General features: G+C 41.1%; 14 protein-coding genes. 10 read left to right on the top strand and 4 right to left on the bottom strand.

Features of this window, described 5'->3' with window-relative positions; genetic code table 11:
* Positions 1 to 32: 32 nt before the first annotated feature.
* The gene (locus PVK70_RS09875) at positions 33 to 1,247 is read right to left on the bottom strand and encodes a pyridoxal phosphate-dependent aminotransferase (protein WP_130048177.1); all 1,215 of its coding nucleotides are present in this window, start codon (positions 1,245 to 1,247) and stop codon (positions 33 to 35) included.
* Between the two features lie 382 nt (positions 1,248 to 1,629).
* Here PVK70_RS09875 and PVK70_RS09870 point away from each other — a divergent pair, with 382 nt between their 5' ends.
* The 6 genes from PVK70_RS09870 to menE all read left to right on the top strand — a co-directional run bounded on the left by PVK70_RS09870 (position 1,630) and on the right by menE (position 8,772).
* The gene (locus tag PVK70_RS09870) at positions 1,630 to 2,952 is read left to right on the top strand and encodes an isochorismate synthase (protein ID WP_130048176.1); all 1,323 of its coding nucleotides are present in this window, start codon (positions 1,630 to 1,632) and stop codon (positions 2,950 to 2,952) included.
* On the top strand, positions 2,949 to 4,682 hold the full coding sequence (gene menD / locus PVK70_RS09865; protein WP_130048175.1) for a 2-succinyl-5-enolpyruvyl-6-hydroxy-3-cyclohexene-1-carboxylic-acid synthase: 1,734 nt from the start codon (positions 2,949 to 2,951) through the stop codon (positions 4,680 to 4,682). Before PVK70_RS09870 ends, menD begins: the two co-directional genes overlap by 4 nt.
* On the top strand, positions 4,666 to 5,460 hold the full coding sequence (gene menH, locus PVK70_RS09860; RefSeq protein WP_130048174.1) for a 2-succinyl-6-hydroxy-2,4-cyclohexadiene-1-carboxylate synthase: 795 nt from the start codon (positions 4,666 to 4,668) through the stop codon (positions 5,458 to 5,460). Before menD ends, menH begins: the two co-directional genes overlap by 17 nt.
* 5 nt (positions 5,461 to 5,465) lie before the next feature.
* A complete protein-coding gene (gene menB, locus PVK70_RS09855; RefSeq protein WP_012533733.1) occupies positions 5,466 to 6,332 on the top strand; it encodes a 1,4-dihydroxy-2-naphthoyl-CoA synthase in 867 nt (288 codons plus the stop codon).
* Between the two features lie 77 nt (positions 6,333 to 6,409).
* Positions 6,410 to 7,384 carry an o-succinylbenzoate synthase gene (menC, locus tag PVK70_RS09850; RefSeq protein ID WP_130045465.1) on the top strand — a complete coding sequence of 325 codons (975 nt, stop codon included), beginning with the start codon at positions 6,410 to 6,412 and terminating at the stop codon, positions 7,382 to 7,384.
* Entirely contained in the window at positions 7,372 to 8,772 is a 1,401-nt protein-coding gene (gene menE, locus PVK70_RS09845) for an o-succinylbenzoate--CoA ligase (RefSeq protein ID WP_130048173.1), read from the top strand. Before menC ends, menE begins: the two co-directional genes overlap by 13 nt.
* On the opposite strand, the gene PVK70_RS09840 is transcribed toward menE, so the two are convergent.
* The gene (locus PVK70_RS09840; protein ID WP_130048172.1) at positions 8,752 to 10,620 is read right to left on the bottom strand and encodes an MFS transporter; all 1,869 of its coding nucleotides are present in this window, start codon (positions 10,618 to 10,620) and stop codon (positions 8,752 to 8,754) included. The genes menE and PVK70_RS09840 overlap by 21 nt on opposite strands.
* Before the next feature lie 22 nt (positions 10,621 to 10,642).
* Positions 10,643 to 11,242, bottom strand: coding sequence for a TetR/AcrR family transcriptional regulator (locus PVK70_RS09835; protein WP_130048171.1), 600 nt, complete (start codon positions 11,240 to 11,242; stop codon positions 10,643 to 10,645).
* A 224-nt stretch (positions 11,243 to 11,466) separates the two neighbouring features.
* On the opposite strand from PVK70_RS09835, the gene PVK70_RS09830 reads away from it, so the two are divergent.
* Both PVK70_RS09830 and PVK70_RS09825 read left to right on the top strand, forming a co-directional pair.
* A complete protein-coding gene (locus tag PVK70_RS09830; protein WP_130048170.1) occupies positions 11,467 to 12,360 on the top strand; it encodes a Tim44 domain-containing protein in 894 nt (297 codons plus the stop codon).
* Between the two features lie 146 nt (positions 12,361 to 12,506).
* Positions 12,507 to 12,737 carry a TIGR02647 family protein gene (locus PVK70_RS09825; protein WP_130045460.1) on the top strand — a complete coding sequence of 77 codons (231 nt, stop codon included), beginning with the start codon at positions 12,507 to 12,509 and terminating at the stop codon, positions 12,735 to 12,737.
* An 18-nt stretch (positions 12,738 to 12,755) separates the two neighbouring features.
* Here PVK70_RS09825 and PVK70_RS09820 read toward each other — a convergent pair whose 3' ends face one another.
* Positions 12,756 to 13,007, bottom strand: coding sequence for a YkgJ family cysteine cluster protein (locus PVK70_RS09820; protein ID WP_045102448.1), 252 nt, complete (start codon positions 13,005 to 13,007; stop codon positions 12,756 to 12,758).
* Between the two features lie 160 nt (positions 13,008 to 13,167).
* Between PVK70_RS09820 and PVK70_RS09815 the strand changes: the two genes are divergently transcribed.
* Positions 13,168 to 13,608, top strand: a complete 441-nt coding sequence (locus PVK70_RS09815) for a YcgN family cysteine cluster protein (RefSeq protein WP_130048234.1) — start codon at positions 13,168 to 13,170, stop codon at positions 13,606 to 13,608.
* Positions 13,608 to 13,907, top strand: a complete 300-nt coding sequence (locus tag PVK70_RS09810; RefSeq protein ID WP_130048169.1) for a hypothetical protein — start codon at positions 13,608 to 13,610, stop codon at positions 13,905 to 13,907. The genes PVK70_RS09815 and PVK70_RS09810 overlap by 1 nt, the downstream gene beginning before the upstream one ends.
* The last annotated feature ends 61 nt before the right edge of the window (positions 13,908 to 13,968 follow it).

The raw sequence follows: 13,968 nt of genomic DNA, 5'->3' as shown, positions 1-13,968 counted from the left end.
AGCAGGCTTTTGAATTTTTATAACCAGAAAGACTATTGCTTGTAAGTATGTAAGAAGCGCTCTAAACGACCAATGGCTGTTTCTAGATCGTCAATACGAGGTAGCGTTACAATACGGAAGTGATCAGGTTTTGGCCAGTTAAAGCCAGTTCCTTGAACTAGTAGAACCTTCTCTTTGATTAAAAAATCCAGTACAAACTTCTGATCATCTTTGATTTTATATATTTTAGGATCCAGTTTAGGGAACATATACATCGCCCCTTTTGGCTTAACACAACTGATGCCTGGAATTTGTGTAATAAGATCATACGCTTTATCACGTTGCTCTAATAAACGGCCACCCGGAAGCAGAAGTTCATTAATGCTTTGGTAACCACCTAGTGCTGTTTGAATCGCATGTTGCATTGGTACGTTTGCACATAAACGCATTGAAGCGAGCATATCCAAGCCAGCAATGTAGCCTTGAGCGTGATCTTTCGGACCATTCAAGAACATCCAACCACCACGGAAGCCACACACTCGATACGCTTTTGATAGACCGTTAAACGTCACAGTTAAAAGATCTGGTGCCAATGTTGCTAAGGTAGTATGAACCGCACCGTCATAAAGTACTTTGTCATAAATTTCATCAGCAAAGATGATTAGGTTGTTTTGACGTGCAATTTCGACAACTTGTAGTAAGAAATCACGACTGTATACCGCACCAGTTGGGTTATTCGGGTTAATTAACACGATGCCTTTTGTGTTTGGTGTGATTTTCTTTTTAATGTCGTCTAGATCTGGATACCAATCTGCCCCTTCATCACAGATGTAATGCACAGGTTTACCACCTGAAAGTGACACTGCAGCCGTCCATAATGGGTAATCAGGAGCAGGAACTAGCATTTCATCGCCATTATTTAATAGCGCTTGCATTGCCATTACGATTAGCTCAGATGCACCATTACCGATGTAAACATCTTCTACATCTAAATCTAATAAACCACGACGTTGATAATGTTGAACCACCGCTTTACGAGCAGAGTAGATACCCTTTGAGTCACAGTAACCTTGCGACGTTGGTAGGTTTTTAATCACATCAACTAGGATTTCATCAGGGGCGTCAAAACCAAATGGGGCGGGATTCCCAATGTTTAATTTAAGAATCTTGTGGCCTTCCTCTTCCATTCTTTTAGCATGTTTAAGAACTGGACCACGGATGTCGTAGCATACACTGCTAAGTTTTGATGACATTCCAATATTTTGCATGGTGAAACCCTGATGAAAAAAATACGTTATAGGTTCAAATTACACTATTTCTATAGGAGTGAGAAACAATTTTTAGAAAATAATCACGCCAAATTTGTGTCTGCAATATTTCCTACTGGGATTAGACGTATTCTCTTTTCTTATGGCTTTTGTGAGTGTTGATTAATATGTGGGCAATAAAGGGAATTTTACATTGTTTTAGATTTACATAAATCAACAAAATTTGATAAGAGTTTTATTTTTTATACATACAATTGATGTGAATTATTTTTTATTTTCAAACCTTTTGCTAGAATCACTGGTTCATACAAGGAAATAGCAAGCAATTCCGCTTGTGCAATACGGTTGCCATGATGGCTGAAAACGATCAAGAGAGGTTAATTTGTCCACTTTTCAAAATGCCATTGAATCGATTCGTCATCAAATTACGCAGGCAACGTCACGTCATACTATTTGTCTTGAATTAGATTGGTCGATTGGCGATCAACTGATTGATTGGCTAGAAGCTCAACCCGTATTCCCTAAATTTTATTGGCAGTCTCGTGATGGCCAAGAAGAAGTCGCGGTTATCGGGCAAGTGAAGACATTTACAGACCCAAGCGCCGCGCAGAAAGTATTAGCACCAAAGCAACGAATTTGGGGTGGGCGTTCTTTTGATGGGCGTACCGAGCGTAATCGACGTTGTATGTCGTCTTTTTTCTTTTTACCACAAGTTGAAATCAGCCGTTTAGTCTCATCTTGGCAGATCATGGTTAATCTATCTGACGATAATTCACGTCTGCTATCGACGTTGGATAAACTGGTAGAGCATTTTTCATCACTGTCTGAATTGCATTGTCGCGTAACACAACGAATTAATACGCCAGAAAAATCTGATTGGACTAACATGGTCAATAAAGCGTTGACGGCAATTTCAAACCAACAATTTGAGAAAGTAGTGCTTGCGCGTAAAACGACCTTAACACTTGATCAGACCTTATCTTCAGCTCAATTTTTAAAAGCAAGCCGTAAAGCAAACAGCCATAGCTTTCATTTTATGATGGCGCTAGATAGCGAACATTGTTTTATTGGCTCTACACCAGAGCGCTTATATGTTCGTAACGGTTATGCTTTAAAAACAGAGGCTTTAGCGGGAACCATTGGTCGTGGTCACGATGAAGAAGAGGATAACCAGCTTGCCTCTTGGCTTATTGCGGATAAGAAAAATCAATATGAAAACCGTCTTGTGGTCGATGATATTATCAATCGCTTATCTAAATTTAGCTTATCAATGACGGTAGCGGAAAGCTCTGAACTCGTGAAGTTACGTAAAGTTCAGCACTTGAAACGCCCAATTTCTGCAGAGATCAACGCTGAGTGTTGTGATTCACAATTATTAGATAATTTACAGCCAACCGCAGCAATTGCTGGCTTGCCTCGCATGTCCGCATTGGATTTCATTATTGATAACGAACCGTTTGCCCGTGGTTGGTACAGTGGTGCCGTTGGTTTTTTAAGCCAACAACGCAGTGAGTTTTGTGTCGCGATTCGTAGCGCATTAGTCATGGGAAATAAATTGCATTTATTCGCAGGGGCAGGGATTGTACCTGGCTCTGAACCGAGCAGTGAATGGGAAGAGTTAGATAAGAAAACCTCAACCCTATGTACCTTATTAGAATCTGATCCTGCCGTGAGCGCAGAGATCAAGGAGTCGCAAGTCGCATGATGCAACCAGAGCAGCAGGTAATGCTAAATCAAGTTTGGGCTGAGTTGATTATTGAAGAGTTAGTTCGAAATGGAGTGAAGCATGTTTGTATTGCTCCGGGATCTCGTTCAACACCGTTAACGCTTGCCGCTTCAGAACATCAACATTTATCGATTCATACGCATTTTGATGAGCGAGGCTTAGGGTTTTTAGCTCTGGGTATTGCCAAAGCGTCAAATGAAGCGGTTGCTGTAATTGTTACTTCTGGCACTGCAGTAGCAAACTTATTGCCCTCAGTTGCAGAGTCAGGATTAACCAAAGAGAAGTTAATCCTACTTACGGCAGATCGCCCAGTAGAGTTGATTAATTGTGGTGCAAACCAAGCGATTAATCAGCAGGGAATATTTTCTTCACATGTCTGCCATTCTCTCCAATTGCCATCACCAACTATTAACGTTCCCGCACAATGGCTATTGAGTCGATTGGATCAAGCCTGCTTTATTCAGCAAGAACAAGGTGGCGCTATTCATATTAATTGTCCTTTTCCTGAACCCTTTTATGGCAAGAAAGATAATACATTTGTACGAGAGTATCTTGCGCCAATTCAAGAATGGAAAGAGGCCTTCTCAGCCTATATTCAACAACCTCGTTACTCTTCAATAATGACCGTTTCTCCTCAATGGATGAAAACAGCCCAAAAGAAAGGCATTGTCATCATTGGTAAAGTCTCATTGGAAGAGGCACAAGCCGCTGCGGAATTAGCGAAAGAGTTAGGGTGGCCTGTATTGGCGGATCCACAATCAGGTTATTACTCAGAGTGGGCGCACTACGATTTATGGTTGCAAAATAGTGGCTGTATAGAGTTACTGTCTGATGTTGAATGCGTACTCCAGTTTGGTGCTCGCTTAGTGTCTAAACGTTTAGCTGCATGGTTAGATAACTATCATAACGATTATTATTTGATCGATCCTCACTCGGAATTATTGGATGTAAGCAGCCACTCTCATGTCCGTTACCGTGCCAATATCAGACCATGGTGTCAGGCGCATATTGATAGCCTAGTCGAGCGTGATTGTTACTTCGATCATGCTCCTTCATTGTTATGGAGCGAGTCGTTAAAAGTGGCTTCCCTTAATGCGTTGGCGTTGGCTCGCTCAATGGCATGCAACAGTGAAACCTTATCTGAATTAAGCTTTGCGCTCACGATAGGCCAAAAGGTCGAATCGTGTGATTGGTTTATCGGCAATAGTTTAATTGTTCGTTTATTAGATATGGTTGGCGAGCTTAATCAACAACATACTTATACTAATCGTGGTGCTTCAGGTATTGACGGACTTGTTGCTACGGCAGTAGGGGTTCAAAAAGCAAATCAAAAGCCGTTATTAGCATTAGTTGGCGATACGTCATTACTTTATGATTTGAATTCATTGGCATTATTAAAGCAAGCAACAGCTCCAGTTGTTCTTGTTGTGATGAACAATGATGGCGGTGGTATCTTTGATTTATTGCCTGTCGATGAAAAGAAAAAAGACGATTATTACCGTATGCCTCATAAATTAGAATTTAGTCATGCCGCAGCGATGTTTGGTTTGGCCTACCATAGGCCAGAAACACTAAGCTGTGCGATATCAATGATTAATGAAGGATTAGAGTCTGGGGTGCATTTAGTCGAAATTAACACTCCATCTGGCCAAGCGGGTGAAGAATTAACGCGTTTATTCCAAACGATTCAGCATGCCACTTTATTCTAAATTAAGTGTACCCAAAGAAAATCCAACGCGCCCTTGTGTGGTCTTTTTACATGGCTTATTAGGGACAATAGCGGATTGGGATAAGATCTCACAGGAAGTCACAAATACTTATCCTGCGTTACTAATCGATCTTCCTGGGCATGGTAAGAGCAGCGCAATTCATGTTTTAGAAAACGATGGATTTGAAGAAACTTGCCGCTTGATAGTCGAACAACTTGAAAATAGCCCTTATCGAGAGTTTATTTTTGTGGGTTACTCTTTAGGTGGTCGAATTGCCATGTACCTAAATGCCTGCTTTAAATTACCAGAAAATATTGTTTTACGTGGTTTATGTATTGAAGGTGGTAATTTTGGATTACTTAACGCAGAAGAGAAACACGCTCGACTAAAAAACGATATCGCTTGGGCTGAGCGATTTGAACAACAACCGATTGTTGATGTTTTAGACGATTGGTATCAACAACCGGTGTTTTCTTCACTAAACCCTGAGCAAAGACAAGATTTAGTAGTAAAAAGAAGTGATAATCTTGGTAAGTCAATTGGGATGATGTTGAGATCTACATCACTGGCTAAGCAACCGCATTTGCTTGAAGCCTTACATCGTAGCACCATCCCCATGTTATATATTTGCGGAGAAGCAGATAAAAAATTTCAACACCTGGCTGAGCAAAGTCAATTAACATATCAAATCATTGCTCAGGCGGGGCATAACGCTCATGTGGAACAGCCCGAACGCTTTACACATGTACTTAATACATTCTTACAACAATGGAAATAAAACCCATGGCAAGAACTGTTGGCATTTCAGAAGAAGAACTTTACGCTCCAGTAAATTGGACAGATTGCACAGCGCAATACGAAGACATTCAGTACCATAAATCAGCAGATGGCATTGCGAAAATCACTATCGCACGCCCGCAAGTACGTAACGCTTTCCGCCCTGGTACGGTTAAAGAGATGATCGATGCACTAGCTGATGCTCGTTATGACGAGAAAGTGGGTGTTATCATTCTTACAGGTTTAGGCGAAGATGCGTTCTGTTCAGGTGGTGATCAGAAGATCCGTGGCGATTACGGCGGTTACCGTGATGATAGCGGCACACACCACTTAAATGTGTTGGATTTCCAACGTCAGATCCGTACTTGTCCAAAACCAGTTATCGCAGCAGTAGCAGGCTACGCTGTTGGTGGTGGTCATGTTTTACATATGATGTGTGACTTAACCATTGCCGCTGAAAATGCACAATTTGGTCAAACAGGCCCTAAAGTGGGTTCTTTTGATGGCGGATGGGGTGCTTCTTACATGGCTCGTATCGTTGGTCAAAAGAAAGCGCGTGAAATCTGGTTCCTTTGTCGTTTCTACGATGCTCAAGAAGCATTGGATATGGGGCTAGTAAACACGGTTGTTCCTGTTGCTGACTTAGAAAAAGAGACGGTTCGTTGGTGTCGTGAAACATTACAACACAGCCCAATGGCACTACGTTGTCTAAAAGCGGCATTAAATGCAGACTGTGATGGTCAAGCTGGTCTTCAAGAGTTAGCGGGTAACGCAACTATGATGTTCTACATGACAGAAGAAGGTCAAGAAGGTCGCAACGCGTTTAATGAAAAACGTCGTCCTGATTTCGATAAATTCCCTCGTAATCCATAAGCACCTATCACTGATTCAATTAAGTATTAGAGGCTCTTTATGAGTCTCTTTTTTCTTTTTATTGGTTGGAGTAACAAATGAAAACAGCCAAGATATATCAATACCAACTCCCTATGGACAGTGGAGTTATTCTTCGTGAACAACGTCTTCAACAACGAGATGGATTGGTCATTGAATTAAGTGATGGAACACATTGTGGTAAAGGTGAAATTTCTCCTCTTCCTGAGTTTAGCCAAGAGACGTTAGAGCAGGCACGTGAAGATTTATTGTCTTTAACGCAAGCGTGGCTCAATGATGAAGAGCTGGATCTTGATGCTAATTGCCCATCGGTAGCCTTTGGTTTTAGTATGGCACTATTAGAGCTAGAGAATGGTTTACCACAAGAAGGTAATTATCAAGCTGCGCCATTATGCTCAGGTGACCCAGACGATTTAGTCGTTAAGCTGAACGAGATGAGTGGCAAAAAAATTGCGAAAATCAAAGTTGGCTTATATGAACCGATTCGTGATGGCATGGTTGTAAATATGTTCTTAGAGCTTATTCCCGATCTGTCTTTACGCCTTGACGCTAACCGTAATTGGACATCAAAGAAAGCCGAACAATTTGCTAATTATGTTAATCCAGAATTTCGTTCTCGTATTGAGTTTTTAGAAGAGCCTTGCCACACGCCAGAAGAAAGTTTGGCATTCTCTCAAGCTACAGGCATCGCCATTGCTTGGGATGAAACGGTGCGTGATGATGGCTTTGAAATTACGGCTCAAGATGGCGTAAAAGCGATTGTCATTAAACCAACCATGATTGGTTCAGTTGATAAGTGCCTTTCTCTTGTTGAAGATGCGCATAAGTTAGGTATGCAGGCCGTGATTAGCTCAAGCCTAGAATCTAGCCTTGCTTTAACCCAACTAGCACGATTGGCAGCCTGGAAAACACCAGAGACGATCCCAGGTTTAGATACGATTGATCTGTTTAAAATGCAATTAGACACACCTTGGCCTAATTGTGAGTTACCAATGAATGAGTTATCAGAGCTGACACTTATATGGGAAAATTAATCTCACCGCTTTTTACTACTTGGCCTTGGGCAAAATGGAGTGAAGAGCGAGAAGTGGAAATAGCGCTTCGTGATGGCAACAAAGTGTGGACTTGGACTGAAGTATCAATTCAAGTGAATCGCTACGCCAATGGTCTTATTCAACAAGGCGTCAAACGTGATGATGTAGTTGTTGGGGTCGCAAAGAGTGGTGTTGATCTCATTTGGCTGCAATTAGCCAGTATTCGTATTGGTGCTCGCTTTTCAGCAATTAATCCTAAAACACCGAAAGCTCAACTTCATCAGTTAGTGACGAGTATTTCTGCTCAACATATGTGGTTTGGTGAAGGGCAAGAGAGCATTTCAGGCACTTGGCATCATCTGCAATTAATCAACGCTGAATACAGTGCTATTGCTGCGACATGGCAACCAAATCGATTAGCGACCTTAACCTTTACCTCTGGCTCAACAGGGTTACCAAAGGCGGTTGCACACAGCATAAATAACCATTTGTACTCAGCTGCTGGCTTACTTAGCACGATGGAGTTTGATAATTGTGATTCGTGGCTATTATCTTTGCCTTTATTCCATGTTTCGGGACTCGCGATTGTATGGCGTTGGTTATTAACGGGCGCAACCATTGTGATGCCAACCGAAGATGGTTTGTTAAATGACTTATGTGGTGTTACTCATGCCTCATTGGTTCCAACTCAATTGCAGCGAATTTTAGACAGTGGTGATGTCTCTCGTCTGGCGTTAAAACGCGTGTTACTTGGCGGTGCCGTTATACCGACTGAATTAACTGATGCCGCAAGAGAAAATGGCATTGAGTGTTGGTTAGGTTATGGCATGACAGAAATGGCTTCTACGGTAACCGCAAAACTGGCAGATGGAGAGCCGGGTGTGGGTAATGTACTTCATTATCGTGAATTACGTATTGAAAAAGGTGAAGTTCTTGTTCGTGGTGAGTGCTTAGCGCTAGGTTATTATCGTTCATCTGGCATTATGAATATCACTAACGAAGAGGGTTGGTATCAAACTAGCGATCTTGGTTATGTGATGGGCGCAGAGCTGCATATTCAAGGCCGAGCTGACAATATGTTTATCTCTGGCGGCGAGAATATTCATCCAGAAAAGATAGAGCTCGCTTTGCTAACGCATAACGAAATAGAGCAAGCGATTGTTGTTGATGTGGAAGATGAAGAGTTTGGACAACGTCCTGTTGCCGTTATTAAAATGACACAACCGATTAGCCATGACGAGCTGCATTCTTTCTTAAAAGATAAGTTAACTCAGTTTGAATGTCCAATTCGCTATGAAACTATGCCTGAGCACTTACTTGGAACCGGCATTAAGATCTCTCGTCCACAAGTAAAAGAGTGGGTCAACTCACTGCCAATCACCGCGTAATTGAATTACTTTTTCACGCATTACGCTTGATGTTGCTAGATGTGGTGGTACGGGCTCTCCGGCTACCACTTCTATTTTTGACCAACAGCGGCTTGGGCGTTTTAATATTGCCTTCCCGCCATGACGACTAAAGAAACTTTGCCATAAACCACGCAGCGCCATTGGTACAACGGGCACAGGTGAGCGTTTCAAAATAATATCTATTCCTCGCAAAAATGACCCCACTTCACCATCGTGAGTTAATACCCCTTCAGGGAAAATTAAGACTATTTCTCCTTCAGATAGTGCTGCTTCAACCTCTAAAAAAGCACGACGAATAGAGCTGCTCTTTGTGGCATTAATGGGAATGACCTTGGTTAAGCGAAAGAAATATTTAACTAAAGGCAATTCAGCGTACTCTTCTTCCATAACAAAGCGAATGGGACGTGGACATGCACCACTTAGAATAAAGGCATCCATATAAGTAATATGATTACAAACCAGTAAAGCGCCACCTTCTTCAGGAAGATGATGTAAGTTTTTATGTTTAACGCGGTATAAAGTGTGAGTTATTATCCACAATAAAAATCGGATCACAAAAACAGGAACTTTACAGAGTAAAAATAAGGCAACAACGCCATTCATAATAGCGAGAAGGGCAAAGAACTGAGGAATAGATAATTCAAGAACAGATAAACACACAATGCCTAAAATGGCACTAGCGACCATAAATAGCGCATTGTAGATGTTATTGGCTGCAATGATTTGAGAGCGGTGTTCTGGCTTTGGTCGTTGTTGGATTAAAGTATACAAAGGAACGATATAAAGTCCGCCACAAATGCCTAAAAATAACAGATTAATAAAAACAGGCAGTAATTCTGGGCTTAAAAGTGTAGCGATAAAGCCAGTGGCATCAATAGATGAGCTTGGTGTTGAAAGATAAAAATTCATCCCAAATAGAGAGATGCCTAAGCAGCCTAATGGGATAATTCCAATTTCAACTCTGTGTTTAGACAACATATCACAAGCCAGAGAGCCTATTGCGATACCAATAGAAAATAAAGCTAATAATACCGTTACAGTAATGGCATTATCGTTAAGGTGTAGATGACTATAATTTGGGAACTGAGTTAAATAACTTGCGCCTAAAAACCAGAACCAACTGATCCCCATGATAGCTAAAAATACCGAGGGATCTTCTTTGGCAATATTAAGCGTCTGTTTTGTTTGTTGGATAGGCTGCCATTTAAAAACCAAATTAGGAGCAATGGCTTTTGTGTGAGGAATATGGCGGCTTGAAAGATAACCAAGCACGGCAAAAAGAACAACCGCACCCGCTGCAATGTACTCCGCATTATCTTGTGAAGCAATGAAACCTGCACCAATGGTTCCGAATAAAATAGCAAGGAAAGTTCCTGTCTCAACCAAGGCATTACCCGTTACTAACTCTTCTTTTTTTAATTGCTGAGGAAGCAGAGCGTATTTGACCGGCCCAAAAAAAGCCGATTGTGTACCCATCAAAAAAAGAAGAATTAATAATAAGGTGTAATTTTGGAGGATAAACGCCATCGCGCCAAAGAGCATGATCACGATTTCAGCGAGTTTAACCTTGCGAATAAAGGCCGATTTCTCATACTTATCGGCGAGGACACCGGCAAAAGCAGAAAAAAGAAAGAAAGGAAGAATAAATAAACCAGCAGCAAGGTTAATAAATAAATTTGATGAAATAGGCAAGCTATCCACACTGGCAAAGGCAACAAAAAGTAGCAGTGTGTTTTTATAAATGTTGTCGTTAAATGCACCTAAAGATTGAGTTAAAAAGTAAGGCAGAAAACGACGTTGGGTTAATAGCTTGGCTTGCTTTGCCATGAATAATCCTTTAATTACAAAGCTAGTGCTGCTTCCATTGGTTGATATAGTTCAATAGTAGATTATCAATGAGGAGATGACCATCAATAGGTGTTGATGAAAATAACAAATCATCCAGACTTAATAACGTAATACCATGGACACTAGCCCAAATAACACGACTGCTTTTTTCTACGTCAGAGTCGCTTTTATGTGAGTTAATGGTTTTAATTATTTCTTCAAGCACACCCATCATTTGACTAATGCGGTTCTCTTGCCAATCAGGTAAGGCCTCACCATTCATGTTGTGTTGGAACACTAATTTCCAGCGATTAGGATGCCGTTGCGCGAAGTCATAATAGCAATAGGCGATGGCTTTAAGTGCTTCTTCTGGTGTCGTGCTATTGTCCAACCCTTGATTTACTTGCTGCATTAGTTCATCTAACGTTTGAGCGATAGAGCGCAGTAACAACAAATTATAGCTACCAAAAATATTGACCAATGTACTGGGTACATAGCCAATGCTTTTTGCTAGCTTTCTTAAGCTGAGTTCGTGATGACTATGCTCGTTGAGAAATACCTTCACATTATCTAATGCCATATCGCGTATTTCTTGATGAGTATGGTCGTTTCTGCGCGCCATATAAACCTGATTTAAAAAATTGTGAACATTGTTCTTAATTTTAATTGCATCTCATTATTCTTCAAGTAAGAGTTTTATCAATTAGGGCGTAAAGCACAATGTTGAGAATAAAAGAGGCGTTTTTTAACACTCTGAAACACAGTCGTGCGTTTTAATGCTCCCAATATGAAGCGATGCAGGCTATTATCAGTTCAAATTATTTTAATACAGTAAAGGAACAGACAATGAAACGTCTTTTATCTATTGCTGCCCTAATGTTTGTTTTTGTTCTTTCTGCCCCTCATGCAGAAGCAAAGAAATTTGGTGGTGGTAAATCATTTGGCAAAAGCTTTAAAACAGCGCCTGCGCCAAAACAGAAGCAACAAAACACGAATACGATTGGTAAGCAAGACACAGCCAAAGGCGCATCAAGCAAGAAAGGCTTAATGGGCGGATTACTTGGTGGTCTTCTTATGGGTGGTCTTTTAGCATCAATCTTTGCTGGCGGCGGCTTTGAAGGTATCCAGTTTATGGATATTCTAATTATGGCTGGTGTGGCATTTGTTCTGTTTAAGCTTTTCCGTATGTTTATGGCATCAAAGGCAAGCAGTATAAATCAGAGGCAAGGGGCGGCATACGCAGGCCCACAAGCGTCGAATAACGAACAACCAAGCTTCCGTGATAACCAGCAGTACTTCCAAGGCGAGCAAGCGCAATCACAACCAACTGGTGGTTTTGGTGCACCTGCTGCTGATGACGTACCGCATAATTACCCACCGGGTTTTGATGTGGCAGCATTCATTAATGGTTCACGCGAGCATTACCGTATTCTACAAGGTGCTTGGAACCACAACCAACTAGAAACGATTCAAGAGTACGTATCAATCAGCCTATATAATGATTTAGTGCAAGAGCGTGCAAATCTAGAAGGTGAGCAACATACAGATGTAATGTTTGTTGATGCTGAAGTCGTTCGTGCTGATCATGATGCAAACCGCGCACAACTTAGTTTGCAGTTTTCTGGTCGCTACCGTGATTCGGTTGAAGGTGTTGAAGAAGACATTACTGATATTTGGCACTTGGAGCGTGATCTTACGCAACCAAATGCACCGTGGTTAATTATTGGTATTCAAGCTTAACTGCCTAAATACATAATAATCTGATTAAAAAACATCCTCATAGAGAGTAATCCTATGGGGATTTTTTATAGGTGTGATCTAGCTCTGTTTTAATATTTCAAAGACAGTCTATGCTGAATTCAGTTAATAAATAAGAGAGAAAAATTATGCCATTTAATAAAGACATCATTGAAGAAATGAACCTTCTCAAGCAATTCCCACTAGAAAGCACTCAATCGGGTTTAAAAGTACATTCTGACGCTGCACCTGAAGCAATCGAAGCAATGAAGCGTCTTTTCAGTAAAGGATTGGTAACACAAGAAGATGGTGGTTATTTAACAAACCACGGCATTGAAACAGCAGAGCACATTCAAAACGTAATTCGCGTATTATCGTAATCGAATTCCGTTAAAAAATTATAGCGTCATTGACTCTAGCTCAGTGATGGTTTGAATAGCTTGCTCTGGGGTTGACCCACATACATCAGGGCAAGCTTTAAATTGATGACACACCTTCGGGCGTTCTGCCTTACCAAACAACTTACACAAGTTCTCATCGTTTAATTGTACGCAGCGTACTCCTGCAGGTTTTCCATCAGGCATTCCCGGAATAAATGACGTAATACTTGGGGCTATACAGCAAGCACCGCAATATAATCTACATTCCATAACACTATCTCATTGCATCAATTAAAGGATGCGCAAAATAGCACTCTTCCCCTTTCAGGTCAAAGTAACTCCGGATTCTTATTATGTGATCTGTAAACCACTTGCACTTTTAGCTCAAGATGGGTATAAAACCGCCTCTTCCCATAACGAGTGTAAAGCAATGACAGAGCAATTTTGGCAACAAAAAAAATTAGAAGAAATGACAGAGCAAGAGTGGGAATCTCTTTGTGACGGCTGTGGTAAGTGCTGTCTACATAAGTTAATGGATGAAGATACAGATGAGGTTTACTACACTAACGTGGCATGTAGCTGGTTAAACAGCAAAACGTGTGCGTGCAAAGATTACGCTAAGCGTTTTACTTCAGGTGAAAACTGCCTAAAACTAAGCCGTGAAAATATCGCTGAATTTAACTGGTTACCAGTGACGTGTGCATACCGTCTATTGGCTGAAGGAAATACACTTCCTGAGTGGCACCCATTGATCACTGGGTCTAAATCTGCAATGCATGCTGCTGGGGAAAGCGTAAGAAACAAGGTTGTTTATGCGATTGATGTGAAAAATTGGGAAGACCATATCACCAATCACCCTCATAGAAGCTAATGACCAATAAACCTAAAACACAAAAGCCTGATCTAAAAACGGCAATGCGTAACATCATTGAGTTGGTAAAAGCTGACTTTCCATTTGATGCGCCTGAAGCTCAGATATGCGGAGATACTTGTGTTGGTTGCCCACGTAAATTGATAGAGCTAGTTGAAAGTGAATTATTGTACTGGGAATCTTATATTGAGCGCGGTGAAACGCCCAATTTCTCTGAGATCGACAAGTTCGCTAAACTGTGCAAAAACGTTCGCCGTGGCTTAGTTAGAAATGGAATTTTAGAGCCACTACCAAGGTAACCCAGCGCTAACGAAATTTAAAAATTACCCGCTATTGTTAAATCGATAGCTGGGTAATATC

Origin of the sequence: Aliivibrio sp. A6 (genome assembly GCF_028765505.1) — a bacterium.
Classification (GTDB): domain Bacteria; phylum Pseudomonadota; class Gammaproteobacteria; order Enterobacterales; family Vibrionaceae; genus Aliivibrio; species Aliivibrio finisterrensis_A.
Note: the sequence above shows the minus strand (reverse complement) of the source record. Positions and strands in the feature narration are given on the sequence as shown.